The organism is Arthrobacter sp. SDR-2R (assembly GCF_057747955.1).
The window spans coordinates 1,680,422-1,698,339 of record NZ_CM173231.1 but is presented as its reverse complement, the minus strand read 5'-3'; the positions used below and the strand labels follow the sequence as shown (position 1 = coordinate 1,698,339).

At 66.9% G+C, this 17,918-nt stretch carries 14 protein-coding genes and 2 tRNA genes; 6 read left to right on the top strand and 10 right to left on the bottom strand.

Annotated features, from left to right (window positions below):
• Positions 1-5: 5 nt before the first annotated feature.
• Positions 6-947, bottom strand: a complete 942-nt coding sequence (locus AC3ANU_RS07890; RefSeq protein WP_488315811.1) for an aldo/keto reductase — start codon at positions 945-947, stop codon at positions 6-8.
• Between the two features lie 31 nt (positions 948-978).
• A complete protein-coding gene (locus tag AC3ANU_RS07885) occupies positions 979-2,691 on the bottom strand; it encodes a glycoside hydrolase family 13 protein (RefSeq protein ID WP_488315810.1) in 1,713 nt (570 codons plus the stop codon).
• Between the two features lie 96 nt (positions 2,692-2,787).
• On the opposite strand from AC3ANU_RS07885, the gene AC3ANU_RS07880 reads away from it, so the two are divergent.
• Positions 2,788-3,999: an ROK family protein gene (locus AC3ANU_RS07880; RefSeq protein ID WP_488315809.1), complete on the top strand. Its 1,212-nt coding sequence runs from the start codon at positions 2,788-2,790 to the stop codon at positions 3,997-3,999.
• 31 nt (positions 4,000-4,030) lie between these two features.
• On the opposite strand, the gene AC3ANU_RS07875 is transcribed toward AC3ANU_RS07880, so the two are convergent.
• Positions 4,031-4,687 (bottom strand): SDR family oxidoreductase, encoded by a 657-nt coding sequence (locus AC3ANU_RS07875; RefSeq protein ID WP_018769078.1) that lies wholly within the window; start codon positions 4,685-4,687, stop codon positions 4,031-4,033.
• A gap of 105 nt (positions 4,688-4,792) precedes the next feature.
• On the opposite strand from AC3ANU_RS07875, the gene AC3ANU_RS07870 reads away from it, so the two are divergent.
• From AC3ANU_RS07870 to AC3ANU_RS07850, 5 genes are read left to right on the top strand one after another with little or no spacing between them, the layout of a single operon-like run.
• The gene (locus AC3ANU_RS07870) at positions 4,793-8,500 is read left to right on the top strand and encodes a nitrate reductase subunit alpha (protein ID WP_488315808.1); all 3,708 of its coding nucleotides are present in this window, start codon (positions 4,793-4,795) and stop codon (positions 8,498-8,500) included.
• On the top strand, positions 8,500-10,194 hold the full coding sequence (gene narH / locus AC3ANU_RS07865; protein ID WP_043424889.1) for a nitrate reductase subunit beta: 1,695 nt from the start codon (positions 8,500-8,502) through the stop codon (positions 10,192-10,194). The genes AC3ANU_RS07870 and narH overlap by 1 nt, the downstream gene beginning before the upstream one ends.
• Positions 10,191-10,811 (top strand): nitrate reductase molybdenum cofactor assembly chaperone, encoded by a 621-nt coding sequence (gene narJ, locus AC3ANU_RS07860; RefSeq protein WP_223992337.1) that lies wholly within the window; start codon positions 10,191-10,193, stop codon positions 10,809-10,811. Before narH ends, narJ begins: the two co-directional genes overlap by 4 nt.
• A 2-nt stretch (positions 10,812-10,813) precedes the next feature.
• Positions 10,814-11,611, top strand: coding sequence for a respiratory nitrate reductase subunit gamma (gene narI / locus AC3ANU_RS07855; RefSeq protein WP_018769074.1), 798 nt, complete (start codon positions 10,814-10,816; stop codon positions 11,609-11,611).
• Positions 11,612-11,656: 45 nt separating this feature from the next.
• A complete protein-coding gene (locus AC3ANU_RS07850; protein WP_134163672.1) occupies positions 11,657-12,868 on the top strand; it encodes an MFS transporter in 1,212 nt (403 codons plus the stop codon).
• On the opposite strand, the gene AC3ANU_RS07845 is transcribed toward AC3ANU_RS07850, so the two are convergent.
• The 7 genes from AC3ANU_RS07845 to AC3ANU_RS07815 all read right to left on the bottom strand — a co-directional run bounded on the left by AC3ANU_RS07845 (position 12,853) and on the right by AC3ANU_RS07815 (position 17,879).
• Complete coding sequence (locus AC3ANU_RS07845) at positions 12,853-13,407, bottom strand: dihydrofolate reductase family protein (RefSeq protein ID WP_018769072.1); 555 nt, start codon at positions 13,405-13,407, stop codon at positions 12,853-12,855. The genes AC3ANU_RS07850 and AC3ANU_RS07845 overlap by 16 nt on opposite strands.
• 138 nt (positions 13,408-13,545) lie before the next feature.
• Complete coding sequence (gene yidC, locus AC3ANU_RS07840) at positions 13,546-14,334, bottom strand: membrane protein insertase YidC (RefSeq protein ID WP_488315807.1); 789 nt, start codon at positions 14,332-14,334, stop codon at positions 13,546-13,548.
• Between the two features lie 185 nt (positions 14,335-14,519).
• Positions 14,520-14,711 carry a hypothetical protein gene (locus AC3ANU_RS07835; protein ID WP_018769070.1) on the bottom strand — a complete coding sequence of 64 codons (192 nt, stop codon included), beginning with the start codon at positions 14,709-14,711 and terminating at the stop codon, positions 14,520-14,522.
• A 23-nt stretch (positions 14,712-14,734) separates the two neighbouring features.
• On the bottom strand, positions 14,735-14,983 hold the full coding sequence (locus AC3ANU_RS07830) for a hypothetical protein (RefSeq protein ID WP_056393080.1): 249 nt from the start codon (positions 14,981-14,983) through the stop codon (positions 14,735-14,737).
• Between the two features lie 337 nt (positions 14,984-15,320).
• Positions 15,321-15,394 (bottom strand) — tRNA-Met (locus tag AC3ANU_RS07825).
• A gap of 60 nt (positions 15,395-15,454) precedes the next feature.
• Positions 15,455-15,526, bottom strand: a tRNA-Thr gene (locus AC3ANU_RS07820).
• A gap of 295 nt (positions 15,527-15,821) precedes the next feature.
• Complete coding sequence (locus tag AC3ANU_RS07815; protein ID WP_018769068.1) at positions 15,822-17,879, bottom strand: DEAD/DEAH box helicase; 2,058 nt, start codon at positions 17,877-17,879, stop codon at positions 15,822-15,824.
• Positions 17,880-17,918: the final 39 nt, after the last annotated feature.

The window sequence follows — 17,918 nt, the reverse complement described above, 5'->3', positions numbered from 1 at the left end:
AAGGGTCAGGGGATGTTGCTCCCGCGAGCCGTGACCCAGAGTTTGTACCAGTCGGCGCGGGTGAGGGCCTGCGCCACCCGGGCTGCGTCGCCGCAGGCCCGGATGCGGTCCGGGTTGACCGTCCCGATGACCGGCGCGATTCCGGCCGGGTGCTTCATCAGCCAGCCCAGCAGGACACCCTCGCCGGAGGTGCCGTACTCCCCCGCAAGCCCCGCCACGAGTTCGGCCGTTGCCGCATCGGCTGAGGTGGGACTGTCCGGTTCGGCGCCGGTGTAGACGCCGCGGGCCAGGGCGCCGTACGCCTGCAGGGTGATGTTGTTCCGGGTGCAATACTCAAGCGTCCCGTGCGGGAAGCTGTAGTCCAGGTGCTCCGGGTGGTTGACCAGGACCTGGCTTTCCAGCCATGCCCGCTTGAGCAGGCTCATTTCCAGCTGGTTGGCAACCACCGGAGTCTCCAGCCGGTCCCGCAGCGCCTCGATCTGCGCTGCGGACATGTTGGACACGCCCAGTTGCCGGACCTTGCCTTCGTCCATGAGCTGCCCGACGGCGGAGGCCATCTCCGCGGGGTCCGCCAGGGGGTCCGGGCGGTGCAGCAGGAGGATGTCCACGTAGTCCGTCCGGAGCCGTTCCAGGCTGCCGTTGACCCGTTCCAGGATGGCGTCCCGGCTCAGGTCGTAGTGGGTCTGAAGGCCGCGTTCGTTCAGCCGGATGCCGCATTTGGTCTGCAGCCGGATCCGTTCCCGCAGACCTGGAGTGGCGGCCAGGACCTCGCCGAACACCGCCTCGGATTTGCCGCTGCGGTAGATGTCCGCGTGGTCGAACAGGGTGATCCCGGTGTCCAGGGCGGCATGGACGGCAGCGGCGGCCTGGTCCACATGGTGGCTGCCATGTGGTTCGTCAGACCAGCTGCCGCCCAGTCCCATGCATCCGTAGATGACCTCCTGCATCAGGCCCGCCCACGCCGGCGGTTCACGCCCATCAGCGCAACCACGCGGTGGTGTTGGCCGGCAGCTTGCCGTCCTCCAGCGGGCCGCTGCTGACCAGCACCTTGCCGGCCGGAAGGTCGACAGCGGTGTTCCCGAAGTTGGTCACGGACTGCCACCCGTTGGGGCGCTTGAAGTGCAGGACGTCCGGGTTGCCGTTGTCAACCCATTCGAGGTCCTCGTCCGTCTGCAGTTCACGGCGGAGCTTCAGGGCCTCGCGGTAGAGCTCCAGGGTGGAACCTTCGGTGCCGTCCTGGGCCTCCACGGCGTACTTGCTGAACCAATCCGGCTGCGGCAGGTGGGAGCCGCCGTCGCCGAAGCCGAAGGAGGTGCCTTCCACCTTCCAGGGCAGCGGCACGCGGCAGCCGTCGCGGCCAATCTCCACGCCCTTGTTGCGATAGAAGGACGGGTCCTGCCGTTCCGATTCGGGAATCTCGGCCACTTCCTGCAGGCCCAGTTCCTCGCCCTGGTACAGGTACGCGGAGCCGGGAACGGCGAGCATCAGGAGGGTGGCGGCCCGCGCACGGCGCTCGCCCAGTTCAACGTCCAGCTGGTCCTTGGGGCCGCCGGCCAGCAGCCAGTCCTTGCCGTCCTGGCCCTTGGCGCCGGCCTTTTCCTTGGCCACCTGCGGCAGGCCGTAGCGGGTGGCGTGCCGTACCACGTCGTGGTTGGAGAACACCCACGTGGAGGAGGCGCCGGTGGCGGCAGCCTCGGCCAGGTTGCGGGTGATGATCTCCTTGAACTCGGCGGCGTCGAAGTCGGCCTGCAGCAGGTCGAAGTTGAACGCCTGTCCCAGGCCCTGGGGGCTGGCATAGCGGGCACGCCTGGTGGCGTGCACCCAGGCTTCGGCGACGGCGGTGCGCGGCGGGTTGTACTCGTTGAACACCTCGCGCCATTCGGCGTAGATCTCGTGCACTTCGTCGCGGTCCCAGAACGGGTGCGTCCCGTCGTCGAATCCGTCCACTCCGGTGTTGGCGGCGCTCAGTTCCAGCTTGGAGAGCAGCGGCTCGGTGAGGTCCTTGGTGAGGGCGTGGGCAACGTCGACGCGGAAGCCGTCCACGCCGCGGTCGGACCAGAAGCGCAGGGTTTTCAGGAAGTCATCCCGGATTTCGCGGTTGGACCAGTTCAGGTCCGGCTGTTCCTTGGCGAAGATGTGCATGTACCACTGGCCCGGGGTGCCGTCGGGTTCGGTGATGCGCTCCCAGGCGGGGCCGCCGAACACCGAGTCCCAGTCCGACGGCGGGAACTCGCCGTTGGGGCCCTTGCCGTCGCGGAAGATGTAGCGGTCGCGGGCCGGCGAACCCTTCGGCGAGGCCAGCGCTTCCTGGAACCACTTGTGCCGGTTGGAGGAGTGGTTGGGGACAATGTCCGCAATCAGCTTGATGCCGGCTTCGTGGAGGGCCTTGGCCATCGCGTCGAAGTCGTCCAGGGTGCCCAGCAGCGGGTCCACGTTGCGGTAGTCGTCCACGTCGTAGCCGCCGTCGGCGAGTGCGGAGGGGTAGAAGGGGCTCAGCCAGACGGCGTCGATGCCCAGCGACTTCAGGTACGGGACCTTGGCGGTGATGCCGTTGATGTCGCCGATGCCGTCGCCGTTGGAATCGGCAAAGCTGCGGGGGTAGATCTGGTATACGGAGGCCTGGCGCCACCAGTTGGGGTCGGCCGGACGGTCGGAGTCGGACAGGGTTGCCAGCGTGGCAGTGGTGGACAAGGGGTGGTCCTTTTCTTTGCAGCAGGTACATTTATATTGAATCTAAATTTACTTCCCCAAGTATTATCTGGTGCTTTGCTCAGGAAGGTCAACAGCATGCCTGAACTGGTTCCGGCGACTCCCCAGTTGCTGCGGCGGGTCAGTGCCGGCGCGGTCCTCGAATTCCTCCGCGCCTCGGCCGCGGTGACCGTCACGGACGTCATGGCCGCCACGGGCCTGACCCGCGCCACCACCATCGCCGTCTGCGAGGACCTGGTCCGGCGCGGCTGGGTCCTGGAGCGGGAAAACCAGCGCGAATTCGGCGGGTACCACAAGGGCCGCCCCGCCCGCCGGTTCGAACTCAACGAGCGCGCAGGCGTGGTCCTGGGCATGGACATCGGCTATTCAAAGGTCACCGTGGTGGTTTCCGACCTCCGGGGCAAGACATTGGGACGGTCCAGCCGGCCTTTCCAGGCGGGAGACGTTGGTTCCCGGGAACGCATAGCCTTCATCGACGGCGTAGCCCAGGCGGCCCTGCGGTCCGCAGAAACGGAGCCCGGCCGGGTACTGGCCGTCTGCGCCGGAGTAGCCGCACCCGTGGACCGGCACGGGGAGGTGGTGGCCACGCAGAAGTTCTGGGGGCTGTTCGACCTGGGACTGGGGGCGGCCCTCAAGGAAACCCGGGGCTGGACGGTGCTGCTGGAAAACGACGCCAACCTTGCGGCCCTGGGCGAACGCTGGCAGGGGGCGGCCGCGGGAATTGACGACGTGGTGGTGATCCTGGCCAGCGAACGGCTGGGTTCGGGCATCGTGGAGGGCGGCCGGCTGGTCCACGGAACGCGGGGCAGCGCCGGGGAGCTGGCGTACCTGGACCTGGTGGAAGGCGTGGGCGACACCTACGGCATCGCCCACCTGGCGCGGACCTGGGCCGCCGAAGCCCTGGCCATTCCGGTCCCCACCGCCCTCCGCTCCGTCCCCCACGGGCGGTTGGAAGCTGAGCAGGTCTTTGCGGCGGCGGAACAGGGCGACGCCGTGGCTCTTGGCATCATGGACCGGCTGACGGACAGGATGGCACGGGTGGTGGGAACCGTAGCCACCCTGCTCAATCCGGAGCTGGTGGTGATCGGCGGCGGGGTGGCCGATTCCGCGGGCGTGCTCCTTGCACCCATCAGCGAGCGCCTGAAAGACTTCACCGCCACCCCCGCGCGGGTGGCGGTCTCCCCGCTGGGCGACTCAATCGTCACGGTGGGTGCCGTGCGCTGCGCCCTGGACTACGTGGAGCAGAATTCCCTGGACCTGGAGCTGGCCGCGCCGGTCGCCCCGGCATAACCGAGGCCACGCGCCCCTTGCCCGCCGGGGTCTACGCGCCCGGTTCCAGGGCCGCTGCCACCGGCAGCGTGCCGTCGCGGAACTCGATGGTCCGGCCTGCGGTCTGGGGCAGGTCCAGCACCGCCGCGGCCACGATCGCCGTGTTGGCACGTGACGTGTCACGGTCCCCATCCGGCGACGGGTCCACGTCGATCAGCCCGGTCCCCGGCTTGTCGGTCAGTGCCCCGGGCCCCAGGATGGTCCACGCCAGCCCGCTGCCGCGCAGGTACTCGTCAGCGGCCGCCTTGGCTTCGGCGTAGGCGAAGAAACTGTTGTCTTCCGGCACTCCGTGGTCCTTGCCCGCACCGAAGTAGGACACCATCACGTACCGGTCCACCCCTGCCTGGGCCGCCGCATCCATGGAGCGGATGGCAGCGTCCCTGTCCACCGCGTAGGTGCGGCCGGGGTTGCCGCCGCCAGCCCCGGCGGACCAGACCACGGCGTCGTGCCCGGCCAAGGCATCGGCGATGGCCGCCGTCGTGGCATTTTCCACGTCCAGGACCGACGGCGTGGCGCCAGTGGCGGCGACGTCGTCCGCATGGTCCGGATTGCGGATAAACGAGGTGACGGAGTGGCCCTCGCCGGTGAGGAGCTGGGACAGGAGGAGGGCCACTTTCCCGTGGCCGCCGATGATGGCGATGCGTGTCATGCACCCATTCTGCCCGCCCCGGGAGGGATTCGGAGCAGCCATGGTCCACGGAACAGGGCCTTTGTGCCCTGTTCCGCGTTTCCGGCTCCCGCCTAGCTTGGGGGCATGGCTGCCGGACCCCGTGCGGGGTTAGATGGACCCGCATCAGAAGCAATGTTGAAGCTGGGCCGTTTCTTTACCCGGTGGGACCAGACCGACGACGGCAGGGCCGTCTTCCGGGAGGGGGGCCGCAAGGGCGACATCTTCTACCGCGACCGGTGGAGCCACGACAAGGTGGTCCGCTCCACCCACGGGGTGAACTGCACCGGTTCCTGCTCCTGGAAGGTGTACGTCAAGGACGGCATCATCACCTGGGAATCCCAGCAGACCGACTACCCGTCGGTGGGCCCTGACAGTCCCGAATACGAACCGAGAGGCTGCCCGCGCGGGGCAGCCTTTTCGTGGTACACCTACTCCCCCACCCGGGTCCGCTTTCCCTACGCACGCGGTGTACTGGTGGAGATGTACCGGGAAGCGAAAGCACGCCTGGGCGACCCGGTCCTGGCCTTCGCCGAGATAGCGGCCGACCCGGACAAGCGCCGGCGCTACCAGCAGGCCCGCGGCAAGGGCGGCCTGGTCCGGGTCTCCTGGCAGGAAGCGATCGAGATTGCCGCCGCCGCCCACGTGAACACCATCAAGACCTACGGCCCGGACCGCTGCGCCGGCTTCTCCCCCATCCCGGCCATGTCAATGGTTTCGCACGCCGTCGGTACGCGTTTCATCCAGCTGATCGGCGGGGTGATGACGTCCTTCTACGACTGGTACGCTGACCTGCCTGTCGCCAGCCCGCAGGTGTTCGGGGACCAGACCGACGTTCCCGAGTCCGGTGACTGGTGGGACGCGCGCTACCTCATGATGTGGGGATCGAACGTCCCGGTCACCCGAACTCCGGACGCGCACTGGATGGCCGAGGTGCGGTACCGCGGCACCAAGGTGGTCACGGTCAGCCCGGACTATGCGGACAACACCAAGTTCGCGGACGAATGGCTTCCCGCCCAGGCGGGAACGGACGCTGCCCTGGCGATGGCGATGGGGCACGTCATGCTGAAGGAATTCTTCGTGGACCGGGACGTGCCGTTCTTCACCGACTACGTGAAGCAGTACACGGACCTTCCGTTCCTGGTCCGGCTGGTGAGGAACGACGACGGCGCGCTGACGCCGTCAAAATTCCTCACCGCCAAGGACCTTCCCGCCGAAGCGGGGGCACAGGACGCTGCGTTCCGCACCGTCCTGTTCGAAAAGAAGGCCGGCCGTCCGGCCGTCCCCAACGGGTCCCTGGGCTTCCGCTACTCCGGCAGCGGCGAGGGCAAGTGGAACCTGGACCTCGAGGGGATGGAACCGGCGCTGTCGCTGCGGGAGGTCTCGGGAGAAAGCGCCGAGGTCCTGCTCCCGTGCTTCGAGCAGGCGGACGGCACCGGCAGCGTGCTCCGCCGCGGCGTGCCCGTCATCGAGGTGGAAGGCCAGCTGGCCACCACGGTGTTCGACCTCATGCTCGCGCAGTACGGAGTGGGCCGCGACGGGCTGCCCGGGGATTGGGCCGCCGGCTATGACGACGCCGCCACGCCCTACACCCCGGCATGGCAGGAGGAGATCACCTCCGTACCCGCCCAGGCCTGCATCCGGGTGGCCCGCGAGTTCGCCCGCAACGCCGAGCAGTCCAAGGGCCGGTCCATGATCATCATGGGCGCCGGCATCTGCCAGTGGTTCCACGGCGACACCACGTACCGGGCCATCCTGGCGCTGGTGATGCTGACCGGCTGCATGGGACGGAACGGGGGCGGCTGGGCGCACTACGTGGGGCAGGAGAAGACCCGCCCGGTCACCGGCTGGGTGTCGCTGGCCAATGCCCTGGACTGGTCCCGGCCGCCGCGGACCATGATCGGCACCGGGTACTGGTACATGCACACGGACCAGTGGCGCCAGGACGGGTACTCGGCCGACGCCCTCAAATCACCGCTGTCCACCGGCGCCCTGGACGGCCTGCACACCGCTGACGCCATCGCCCAGTCCGCCCGGCTCGGCTGGATGCCGTTTTACCCGCAGTTCGACCGCAACCCCCTGGACCTCGCCGACGAGGCGGAGGCCGCCGTCGCCGCCGGAACCGCCAAGGACACCCCCAGCTATATCGCGGACGCACTCAAGAACCGGACACTGAACCCGGCCATCGAGGACGTGGACGCCCCGGAGAACTGGCCGCGCACGCTGATCCTGTGGCGCTCCAACCTGTTCGGTTCCTCCGCCAAGGGCAATGAGTACTTCCTGCGGAACCTGCTGGGCACCCACAACAACGTCCTGGGCACGGATGCCGAGGGACTTAAACCCAAGGATGTGAAGTGGCACGAAAAGGCGCCGGAAGGAAAGCTGGACTTCCTGGTCTCCGCGGACTTCCGGATGACCTCCACCACGCTGCTCTCCGACGTCGTGTTCCCGGCCGCCACGTGGTACGAGAAGCACGACCTGTCCTCCACGGACATGCACCCGTTTGTGCACGCCTTCACCCCAGCAATCGACCCGCCGTGGGAAACCAAAACGGACTTCGAGATGTTCCACCTGCTGGCCCGGGAGTTCTCCCGGATGGCCAAGACCCACCTGGGCGTCCGCCGGGACCTGGTCAGCGTGCCGCTGCAGCACGACACCCCGGGCCAGCTGGCCCAGCCCGGGGGGATCGTGCGGGACTGGCGTGACACGGACATTCCCGCCGTACCGGGCCAGAACATGCCCGCCTTTTCGGTGGTGGAGCGGGACTACACGGCCATCGCGGACAAGCTCGCCGCCGTCGGGCCCCTGGCCGACAAGCTCGGTTTCACCGTCAAGAACGTCACGTACAAACTCGCCGGCCCGTTGGAGCGGCTCAGCCGTTCCAACGGCGTGATGCTCGGCGGCGCAGCGGACGGGCGGCCGGCGATCGACACCGACGCGAAAATGGCCGAGGCCATCCTGGCCTTCTCCGGCACCACCAACGGTGCGCTGTCCGTGCAGGGCTTCAAAGACCTCGAAGTCCGCACCGGAAGGAAGCTGGCGGACCTGTCCGAGGGCTCCGAGGAAAAGTTCATCACCTTCGCCCAGACCCAGGCCGGACCGGTCCCCGTGATCACGTCGCCGGAATGGTCAGGCTCCGAAACGGGCGGCCGGCGCTACGCCCCGTTCACCATCAACATCGAACGGCTCAAGCCCTTCCATACCCTGACGGGGCGGATGCATTTCTTCCTGGACCACGACTGGATCACGGACATCGGCGAGGGGCTGCCCATCTACCGGCCGCCGCTGGACATGCACCGGCTCTTCGGCGAACCCAAACTGGGCCGGAACGGGGAGCTGGAAGTGGTGGTCCGGTACCTGACGCCGCATTCCAAGTGGTCCATCCACTCCGAATACCAGGACAACCTGCTGATGCTCTCGCTCTCCCGCGGCGGCCCCACGGTCTGGATGAGCCCCGCCGACGCCGAGGCGATCCAGGTCAAGGACAACGACTGGGTGGAGTGCCTGAACATCAACGGGGTCCTGGTGGCCCGGGCGATCGTCAGCCACCGGATGCCGGCCGGCGTGGTCTACGTCCACCACGCACAGGAACGCACCATCGACGTGCCGAAGTCCGAAGCCACGGGACGGCGCGGCGGCATCCACAACTCGGTGACCCGGCTGCTGGTCAAGCCTTCGCACCTGATCGGCGGCTACGCCCAGCTGGCCTACGCGTTCAACTACCTCGGCCCCACCGGGAACCAGCGCGACATGGTTGCCACCGTCCGCCGTCGTTCCCAGGAGGTGCAGTACTGATGCGTGTCATGGCTCAAATGGGCATGGTCATGAACCTGGACAAATGCATCGGCTGCCACACCTGTTCCGTGACCTGCAAGCAGGCCTGGACCAACCGTGCGGGCACCGAGTACGTCTGGTTCAACAACGTGGAAACCCGGCCCGGGCAGGGGTATCCGCGCCGCTACGAGGACCAGGAGAGGTGGCACGGCGGCTGGGTGCTGAACAAGCGCGGCAAGCTGGTGCTGAAAGCCGGGGGCCGGGTGAAGAAGCTCCTGGGGATCTTCGCCAGCCCCGTCCAGCCCGAGCTCAAGGACTACTACGAGCCGTGGACCTACGACTACAAGACCCTCGTGGACGCGCCGCTGGGCGACGACTTCCCGGTGGCCCGGCCCAAGTCCCTGATCACCGGCAAAGACACGAAAATCACGTGGTCCGCGAACTGGGACGACGACCTGGGCGGCTCCACCGAAAACGGCCACCTGGACCCGATCGTGGAGAAGGTGCGGCGCGAGTCCGAGGACAAGATCAAGTTCGCCTACGAGCAGACGTTCATGTTCTACCTGCCGCGGATCTGCGAGCACTGCCTGAACCCGTCCTGCATGGCGTCCTGCCCCTCCGGCGCGATCTACAAGCGGGTGGAGGACGGGATTGTGCTGGTGGACCAGGACAAGTGCCGTGGCTGGCGGCAGTGCGTCACCGGCTGCCCGTACAAGAAGATCTACTTCAACCACAAGACGGGCAAGGCCGAGAAGTGCACCTTCTGCTATCCAAGGGTGGAGGTGGGGCTGCCGACGGTCTGTTCGGAGACCTGCGTGGGCCGGCTGCGGTACCTGGGGTTGTTCCTGTACGACGCCGACGCCGTCACCGCGGCGGCCGCGGTCACCGACCCCAAGGAACTCTACGACGCCCAGATGGACGTGCTGCTGGACCCGAACGACCCCGCCGTCCAGGCCGAGGCCCGCGCCCAGGGGATCCCCGAGGACTGGATCGACGCCGCGCGGCGCTCGCCGGTCTACGCCCTGGCCAAGGTCTACAAAGTGGCACTCCCGCTGCACCCCGAGTACCGCACCATGCCGATGGTCTGGTACGTGCCGCCGCTCTCACCCGTTGTGGACCTGCTGCGGGACCAGGGGCACGACGGCGAGGACCACGGCAATCTCTTTGGCGCCATTGATGCGCTGCGCATCCCGGTGGAGTATCTCGCGGAACTGTTCACCGCAGGCGATGCGGACCGGGTCACGGCCGTACTGAAGAAGCTGGCCGCCATGCGTTCCTACATGCGCGGCATCAGCCTCGGCAACGACCCGGACGACTCGATCCCCGAGGCCGTGGGCATGGACGGCCAGACCATGTACGAGATGTACCGGCTGATGGCCATTGCCAAATACGACGAACGGTACGTCATTCCCAAGGCGCACGTGGAGCAGGCCCACGACCTGGAGGAGATGGGCTGCTCGCTGGATTTCGACGGCGGCCCTGGCATGCAGGATTCGGCACCCTTCGGGGAGGCGAGCGGCAGGCCCGTCCCGGTGGCCGTGGACACCTTCCACGCCCTGCGCGACCGGCAGACAAGTGACGAGGTCTCCGCGGGGACGGGCCTGAAGGGCAGGGTGAACCTGCTGAACTGGGACGGCCGCGGGGCGCCGCCCGGCCTGTTCCCGGACAAGGGGCACGAAGCGGATACCCTCGACGCTGCGGAGGACCAGCCGTGAACCGCCACGACCAGGTGGTGTACCTGGCAGCGGCCTGGTGCCTGTCCTATCCCGATGAGGACCTGGTGCAGCGGGTTCCCCTGGTCCGGGCAGCGCTTTCCGAGTTTCCCGGGGCTTTGCCGGCATTTGCGCCGGTACTGGACCTTCTCGAGGCCACCCCGCCCATGGAACTGCAGGCCCAATATGTCCGCGAGTTCGATCTCGGCCGGCGGCACGCGCTGCATTTGAGCTACTGGACCGATGGCGACACCCGGCGCCGCGGTGAGGTGCTGGGCTTCTTCAAGGAGGCCTACCGGCACAGCGGCGCCCTGGTGGACCTGGACGGGGAACTTCCCGACTACCTGCCCATGGTGCTGGAATTCGCTGCCCGGGTGGATTCCGCGGCCGGACGCACCCTGCTGAAGCGTTACCGGGCCAGCTTGGAGATGCTTCGGCTGGGGCTGCTTCGGGACAACCTGCCGCATGCCACGATCCTGGCGGCCATCTGCGCCACCTTGCCCGGGAAGTCACCCCAGGACGAGAAGGAAGTGATGCGCATGGCCGGATACGGTCCACCCTCCGAAAGCGTGGGACTGGATCCCTACGATCCGCGGCTTTTGCCGGTCAGGAGGGCCTGACCATGCCCGCACTCAAGGCGTCCACCGTGGCGGAGCCGGGACCCGCCGTCGTACTCAACGCCTGGGATACCGTCCTGTGGGGCGTCCTGCCCTATGTCATGGTGGTGGTGCTGGTGGGCGGGCTGGTGTGGCGCTACCGGTACGACCAGTTCGGCTGGACCACCCGGTCCTCCCAGCTTTACGAATCCCGGCTCCTGAGGATCGCCTCCCCGCTTTTCCACTTCGGGCTGCTTGCGGTCATCGCCGGGCACTTCTTCGGCCTGGTGATCCCGATGGCCTGGACGGCGGCGGCGGGCATGAGCCAGGAGTTCTACCACTTCAACGCCCTGCTGGTGGGCGGCATCGCCGGGGTGGGAACGCTGGGCGGGATCGCGCTGCTGATCTACCGGCGGCGCACCACCGGCCCGGTCTTCATGGCGACCACCAGGAACGACAAGACCATGTACGTGGTGCTGACCGCGGCCATCGTCTTTGGCCTGTGGACCACCCTGGCCAGTGTGTTCGAGGGAGAACACGGGCACAACTACCGGGAAACGGTGGCGCCGTGGTTCCGGTCGCTGTTCATCTTCCAGCCGGACATCGCGGCGATGGCCGCTGCGCCGTTCACCTTCCACCTGCACACCTTGGTGGGCATGGCGCTGTTCGTCATCTGGCCGTTCACGCGCCTGGTGCACGCCTTCACGGCACCCCTGCACTATCTTTTCCGCCCGTACATCGTCTACCGCTCGCGGGACAGGGAAACGAAGGGCCGGGGCTGGTCCGCCGTTGGCACGCCGGACAGGGACACCCGCAACCGCTGACCGGCGGTGCGTTTGGATCATGGTGAGGAGCAGGAAGTGGCCGGAATGACCACAGCGCCGGGCACCTGGAGGGCGCTGAACCTTGCGCTGGCGACGGCGGCATCCGTGGCAGGTTTCTGGGCATGGAACTCCGTGGCCACGCTGGGCGCCTTCTACGTCCAGAACCTGTCCCTGACGCCGGCCAGCACCGGGATCCTGGTGGCCATGCCGGTGTTCGTCGGTTCGCTGGGACGGATCGTGGTGGGCACGCTCACGGACAAGTACGGCGGCAGGGCCATGTTCACCTTCGTGCTCCTGGCCGCCATCCCTCCCCTCCTCCTGGTGTCGGTCGGCGGCCTCCTGAGTTCCTTCGCGCTGGTACTGGGGGCCGGGCTGCTGCTCGGCGTGGCAGGGACCGTTTTCGCCGTCGGGATCCCGTTCGTCAGCGCCTGGTACCAACCAGCCCGCCGCGGGTTCGCCACCGGTGTCTTCGGCGCCGGGATGGGCGGCACGGCGCTGGCGGCATTTCTGAATCCCCGGCTTGTGGCCGGGATCGGATACTTTCAGACGCACCTGCTGATCGCCGGCGTCCTGGCCGTGATGGCGGCGCTGGTGTGGTTCGCCATGAAGGAATCCCCGGATTGGGCGCCCAGCCACCTGCCGGTGCTGCCCAAACTCCTCGACGCTGCCAGGACGGCAGTCACCTGGAAGATGTGCTTCCTCTACGCCGTGGTCTTCGGCGGTTTCGTTTCCTTCGCCACCTACCTGCCCACCTATCTGCGGGACGTGTACAGTTTCGATCCCTCCGGCGCCGGCGCCCGGACCGCCGGTTTTGCCCTGGCCGCTGTCCTGGCCCGTCCGGTGGGCGGGGTCCTGGCTGACAAGCTGGGCCCGAAACCGGTAGTCCTCACCGCCCTTGCCGCCGTCGCGGTCCTGGGCTGGGTGGTGAACATGCGGCCCGACGGCGAAGTCCCCGCCGGTGCCACATTCGTTGCCATGGCGGCGGCGCTGGGTCTGGGAACGGGCGGCGTGTTTGCGTGGGTCGGCGTCCTGTCACCGGCGGGGAAGGTGGGCAGCATCAGCGGCATCGTGAGCGCCGCTGGCGGATTGGGCGGATACTTCCCCCCTCTGGTCATGGGCGCCACCTATGACGCAGCGACCCGCAGCTATTCGATCGGGCTGCTCCTGCTGGTGGGCACCGCGCTGGTGGCCCTGTTGTTCACGCTCTTCGCGGTCCAGCGCAGGACGGGTGCGCCGGCGGTTCAGAGGACTCCGTAGCGCAGGTACACCACGCCGTTTCCGAACGGGCGTTCCTCCAGCAGTTCCAGCCGGGCCTCCAGTCCGTCCGGCAGGAAGCGCAGGCCGCCGCCCACGGCAACCGGGGTGATGAAGAACTGGCATTCGTCCACCAGGCCGGCGTTGAGGGCGTGTGCCGCCAGCGTGGGGCCGCCGATGCTGATGTTCCTGTCCGTGCCGGCCTTCATGTCCCGCACCGTCTCCGGGCGGAACTGCCGCTCCAGCCTGGTGCGGGGCGTGGCAGCGATGGCCAGCGTCGTCGAGTACACCACCTTGTCCGCCCCCTGCCAGATCCGGGCATAGTCCTGGATCACCGAAGGATCCCCGGACGTGCCCATGGTTTCCCAGACAGACATCACCTGGTACATCCGCCGCCCCAGGAGGTAGGTGCCCACATCCCGCTCCAGGTCGTTGATGAAACCGTGGACCTCCGCATCCGGCGCGGACCAGTTGAAGTTGCCGTCCTTGTCTGCCGTGTAGCCGTCGAGGGACATGATTGCGGAGTAGATCAGCTTCGCCATGGCCCCATTCTGCCGCCGGATATCAGGCCCGCATAGGCCTTCGGCGCTGCTTGCGGCATTCCTGGGCTTGTTCGCACATCCGTGCCTTCTACGCGGGTCATTGCGAACAAGGCTAGGACCGCAGCATCCGGCAAAGCCTTACTGCTGCCGCGACACCATGAACTGCTGGCCCAGCGTCCAGAGGTTGGAAACCGTCCAGTAGACCAGGACTCCGATGGGGAAGAAGATCCCGCCCACGCCGAAGACCACGGGCAGGACGTACAGCAGGACTTGCTGCTGGCGCATCAGGAGACTGTCGCTGTCCTGGCCGTCCATGGTCCGTGCGGCCACAAGTTTCTGCGTCAGGAATTGGCTGGCGATCATCACCAGGATCATGACGACGGCGAGCACAGCCACGGCGGCCGGGTCGCCTGCGCCGTGCAGCAGGGAGGAGGACAGTGGTGCCCCGAAGATGCTGGAGGAATCGAACTGGACCACCTGGTCGTGTCCCATCACGCCCATGCCTTCGCCCTGCCGCGAGGCGTTGGAAATTCCGGACAGCACCTGGAAAAGCGCCAGGAAGAACGGTGCCTGGATCAACAGCGGCAGGCACGCAGAGAACGGGTTGGTGCCGTGCTTTTTGTAGAGGGCCATCTGTTCCTGGGCCATGGCCTGCCGGGACGCAGGGTCTGTCCTGCCCTTGTACCTGTCCTGGAGCTCCTTCAGGTCCGGCTGCAGGAGCCGCATCCTGCGCTGGGCCCTTACCTGGGCCAGGAACACCGGGATTAGTGCTGCGCGGATGACCAGGACCAGCCCGATGATGGACAGCGTCCAGGTCCAGCCGCCCGCCGCCGGCATGCCCACGGCGGCCAGCCCGTCGTGGAAAGCCACCATGACGGCGGACACCAGCCACCGGAACGGCTGCATCACCGCCGTGAAAAAGTCCACCGATCCCCCGTCCGCCAATTGCTGCCAAGCTACTGCGGATCCGGGAAACAGGAAAGCCCCCGGAACCTTGCGGATTCCGGGGGCTTGGCCGCCGCAGACAGGTATTGGTGTGGGGAAGGCCAAGGGGGCAGACAGGACGTTCAGCGGCCCCTCGGCCCCATGTGTGGGACATGCAGGATGAATCTTCAGTCTGTTTGGACGAAAAGGAAGAGGAAGAGGAAGGCAGCACCCATGGCTAAGCCGATCCACATGCTGATCAGGCGTGTCTTCTTGTACTGCCTGGTTTTGCCCCGCTGGTCTGCCATGAGCCACTGATCGTACAGCACCAGCGAGGCCACGATAATCGCGGCAGAAATCGATAAGTAGGTGAACGACATGGCTCAATCTCGACCTGCGGGGCCTACAGAGCGTCACGCCCTTCAGTTTCTGATTTCACCCGATAGTGCCGCGCACGGCTCAGGATGATCCCAAGCCTGCTCACGCAGGCGATGACCAGAACCGTGCCTGTTGCCGCGAAAAAAATATCGACCCCGGTCCAGCCTTCCCAATCGAACCGCACCAGGGTTGGAATAAGCAGGCATAAGCCGAGGATGAAGCCCCACCAAGGCAGAATCCAGCCCTCGTGCCCGTCAGATGACGTAGTGCCCATGCTTCCACCTTCCCAATAGGGCGTCCACGGAGCTTCCTGGTGTGGTGAGGCGGGCGGCCGCCGTAAGGAACCACCCGCCTCGTCCAGCAGCTGGGGAGTCAAAGCCAGCGGCTGGGTACTTTATCTACAGGCCAAGCAGCCTGTTGTGCCCTGACGGGCCCTAATATGGCGTGACATATGCCACTTTTCTGCTCAGTCCAACCTAATAGTAAGCATGCTGAGCAGTCAACACCGCCGCTTAGATAAGTGCCTTGAAGTCGAGACGCCGCTAGAGATGGATGGACTTGCAGCAAACAGAAAAGCCCCCGGGATCCATGGATCCCGGGGGCTTAGCCTGTAGCGGTGGGGAGGCTCGATCTCCCGACCTCACGATTATGAGTCGTGCGCTCTAACCAACTGAGCTACACCGCCACGAATGAGAAAAACCTGCGTCAAGCCGGTCAAACCGCCTTGACGCAGGCCCTCATTCAGAGCCCCCCACCGGAATCGATCCGGTGACCTCGTTCTTACCAAGAACGCGCTCTACCACTGAGCTAGGGGGGCAACGAGTAAATACTCTACCGGAAGATTTACGCACCAACAAATCGGCGCCCGGAGCCCCTTCCGGACGGTCGGGCAAGTGCTTTTCCGGGCTGCGGAAGCGTGTTTTTCCGCGGAATTCCGGGGCTGGAGGGGTGATGGGAAGCAGGGCGGACGACGGCGGCAGGCACCTTCCCAGGGCCCCTCGCCACCGTGCGGGAGCGCGGATGTGGCGAGTCCCACACCCGTGCGGTTAAACGCCGATGGGCCGGCTCGAAAGCCGGCCCATCGCCGTCGTCAATTCCTCAACGCCGGGGGTTTACCACTTGCCCTTGCGGTTGAAGTCGCGGTGCCCGCCCTCGCTGCCGCTGCGGGGCTTGCGGGAGCCGTCGCCGTGGCCGCCGAAGCGGGAGTCGCCCGACTGGCCGCGGTCGCTGAAGGAGCGCTCGCTATACGAACGGCCGCCGCGGTCAGCGGAGGACCGCTCGCCATCGTTCTTGCGGAATTCCTTCTTGAACCCGCCGTTGCCCTTGAAGTTGCCTCCCCGGTCACCGCCGCGGCTGCCCTGGTAGGCGCCGCGGTCACCGGACGGCTTGCGGCCGTTGTCCAGTTCGAGGTGGATCAGCTCGCCGCCGATCCGGGTGCGGGACAGGGCCTTCAGCTGGTCGGGGCTCAGGTCCGCGGGCAGCTCCACCAGGGAGTGGTCCGAGCGGATGTCGATGCCGCCGATCTGCGCGGAGGAGATGCCGCCTTCGTTGGCAATGGCGCCCACGATGGAGCCGGGCATGACGCGCTGGCGGCGTCCCACCGCGATCCGGTAGGTGGCATTGCCCTCGGTCAGCGCACGGGTCGGCCCACGTGAGCCGAAGCCGTCCTTGGAGCGCTCGCGCTTCTGGAATTCAGGAGCGGCAGGCAGTTCCTTGACCAGCAGCGGCTGCCCGCCCTGCGCCATCACGGCAAGGGCGGCAGCGATCTCTGCTGCGGGAACGTTGTGCTCCTCCTCGTAGGACGCGATGAGGTCCCGGAACGCCGCGACGTCCTCGGAGGCGAGGGTCTCGGTGATGCGCTCGGCGAACTTGCCCAGGCGCAACGTGTTGACGGTCTCGGCTGTGGGCAGGTGCATCTGCTCCACCGGCTGGCGGGTGGCCTTTTCGATGGAACGCAGCAGGTACTTCTCCCGCGGCGTCATGAACAGGATGGCGTCACCGGAACGGCCTGCACGGCCGGTGCGGCCGATGCGGTGCACGTAGGACTCGGTGTCGTGCGGGATGTCGTAGTTGATGACGTGGCTGATGCGTTCCACGTCAAGGCCACGGGCGGCGACGTCGGTGGCCACCAGGATGTCGATGCGGCCTTCCTTCAGCGCGTCAACAGTGCGCTCGCGCTGCTGCTGCGGGATGTCACCGTTGATGGCGGCGGCCTGGAAACCGCGGGACTTCAGCTTGTCAGCAAGGTCCTCGGTGGCCATCTTGGTGCGCACGAAGGCGATGACGCCGTCGAAGTCTTCCACCTCGAGGATGCGGGTCATGGCGTCGAGCTTGTGCGGGCCCATGACCTGCAGGTACCGCTGGCGGGTGTTGGCGCCGGTGGTGGTCTTGGACTTGACGGAAATCTCGGCGGGATCGTTCAGGTACTGCTTGGACATGCGGCGGATCTGGCTCGGCATGGTGGCGGAGAACAGTGCCACCTGGCGGTCCGACGGCGTCTGCTGGAAGATCTGCTCAACGTCCTCGGCGAAGCCCATGCGCAGCATCTCGTCGGCCTCGTCCAGCACCAGGTACTGGAGTTCGGACAGGTCCAGGGAACCCTTGGAGATGTGGTCGATCACGCGGCCGGGGGTACCAACAACCACTTGGGCGCCGCGGCGCAGGCCGGCCAGCTGGGGCCCGTAGGCGGAGCCGCCGTAGACGGGCAGGACGGTGAAGTCGTCGATGTGCTTGGCGTAGGAGGTGAAGGCCTCGGCCACCTGGAGGGCCAGCTCGCGGGTGGGTGCCAGGACCAGGGCCTGGGTCTTGCGGGACGGGCCGTTGAGGTCGTGGAGCTCGGCCAGACGGGACAGTGCCGGTACTGCGAATGCTGCAGTCTTACCGGTGCCGGTCTGGGCGAGGCCCACGACGTCGCGGCCTTCAAGCAGCAGCGGGATGGTTGCTGCCTGGATGGGGGAAGGCTTTTCGTAGCCAACGTCCTGCAGGGCGGCCAGGACGCGGCCGTCGATGCCAAGGTCAGCGAACTTCACGGTGTTTTCTTCTGCCTCAGCGGCAGGGGCGTCCGCAGCGGCAGGAGCCTCGGCGGCGGGAGCGGTTGCGGGAGCCTCGGCGGCGGGAGCCACGGGGGCATCCTCAACAACGGCGGTGGTTTCGTTCTGGTTTTCGGGCATAGGGGGATATTCCTCATCCATAGGGGGCCAGGCGGCACT

What these genes read in the sequence shown, in the direction of transcription:
- AC3ANU_RS07875 (WP_018769078.1), bottom strand. Translation starts at nt 4,687, where the DNA reads ATGACACGCATCGCCATCATCGGCGGCCACGGGAAAGTGGCCCTCCTC.
- narH (WP_043424889.1), top strand. Translation starts at nt 8,500, where the DNA reads ATGCGTGTCATGGCTCAAATGGGCATGGTCATGAACCTGGACAAATGC.
- AC3ANU_RS07830 (WP_056393080.1), bottom strand. Translation starts at nt 14,983, where the DNA reads ATGGGCACTACGTCATCTGACGGGCACGAGGGCTGGATTCTGCCTTGG.
- AC3ANU_RS07890 (WP_488315811.1), bottom strand. Translation starts at nt 947, where the DNA reads ATGCAGGAGGTCATCTACGGATGCATGGGACTGGGCGGCAGCTGGTCT.
- AC3ANU_RS07815 (WP_018769068.1), bottom strand. Translation starts at nt 17,879, where the DNA reads ATGCCCGAAAACCAGAACGAAACCACCGCCGTTGTTGAGGATGCCCCC.
- AC3ANU_RS07880 (WP_488315809.1), top strand. Translation starts at nt 2,788, where the DNA reads ATGCCTGAACTGGTTCCGGCGACTCCCCAGTTGCTGCGGCGGGTCAGT.
- AC3ANU_RS07845 (WP_018769072.1), bottom strand. Translation starts at nt 13,407, where the DNA reads ATGGCGAAGCTGATCTACTCCGCAATCATGTCCCTCGACGGCTACACG.
- AC3ANU_RS07850 (WP_134163672.1), top strand. Translation starts at nt 11,657, where the DNA reads ATGACCACAGCGCCGGGCACCTGGAGGGCGCTGAACCTTGCGCTGGCG.
- narI (WP_018769074.1), top strand. Translation starts at nt 10,814, where the DNA reads ATGCCCGCACTCAAGGCGTCCACCGTGGCGGAGCCGGGACCCGCCGTC.
- AC3ANU_RS07870 (WP_488315808.1), top strand. Translation starts at nt 4,793, where the DNA reads ATGGCTGCCGGACCCCGTGCGGGGTTAGATGGACCCGCATCAGAAGCA.
- AC3ANU_RS07835 (WP_018769070.1), bottom strand. Translation starts at nt 14,711, where the DNA reads ATGTCGTTCACCTACTTATCGATTTCTGCCGCGATTATCGTGGCCTCG.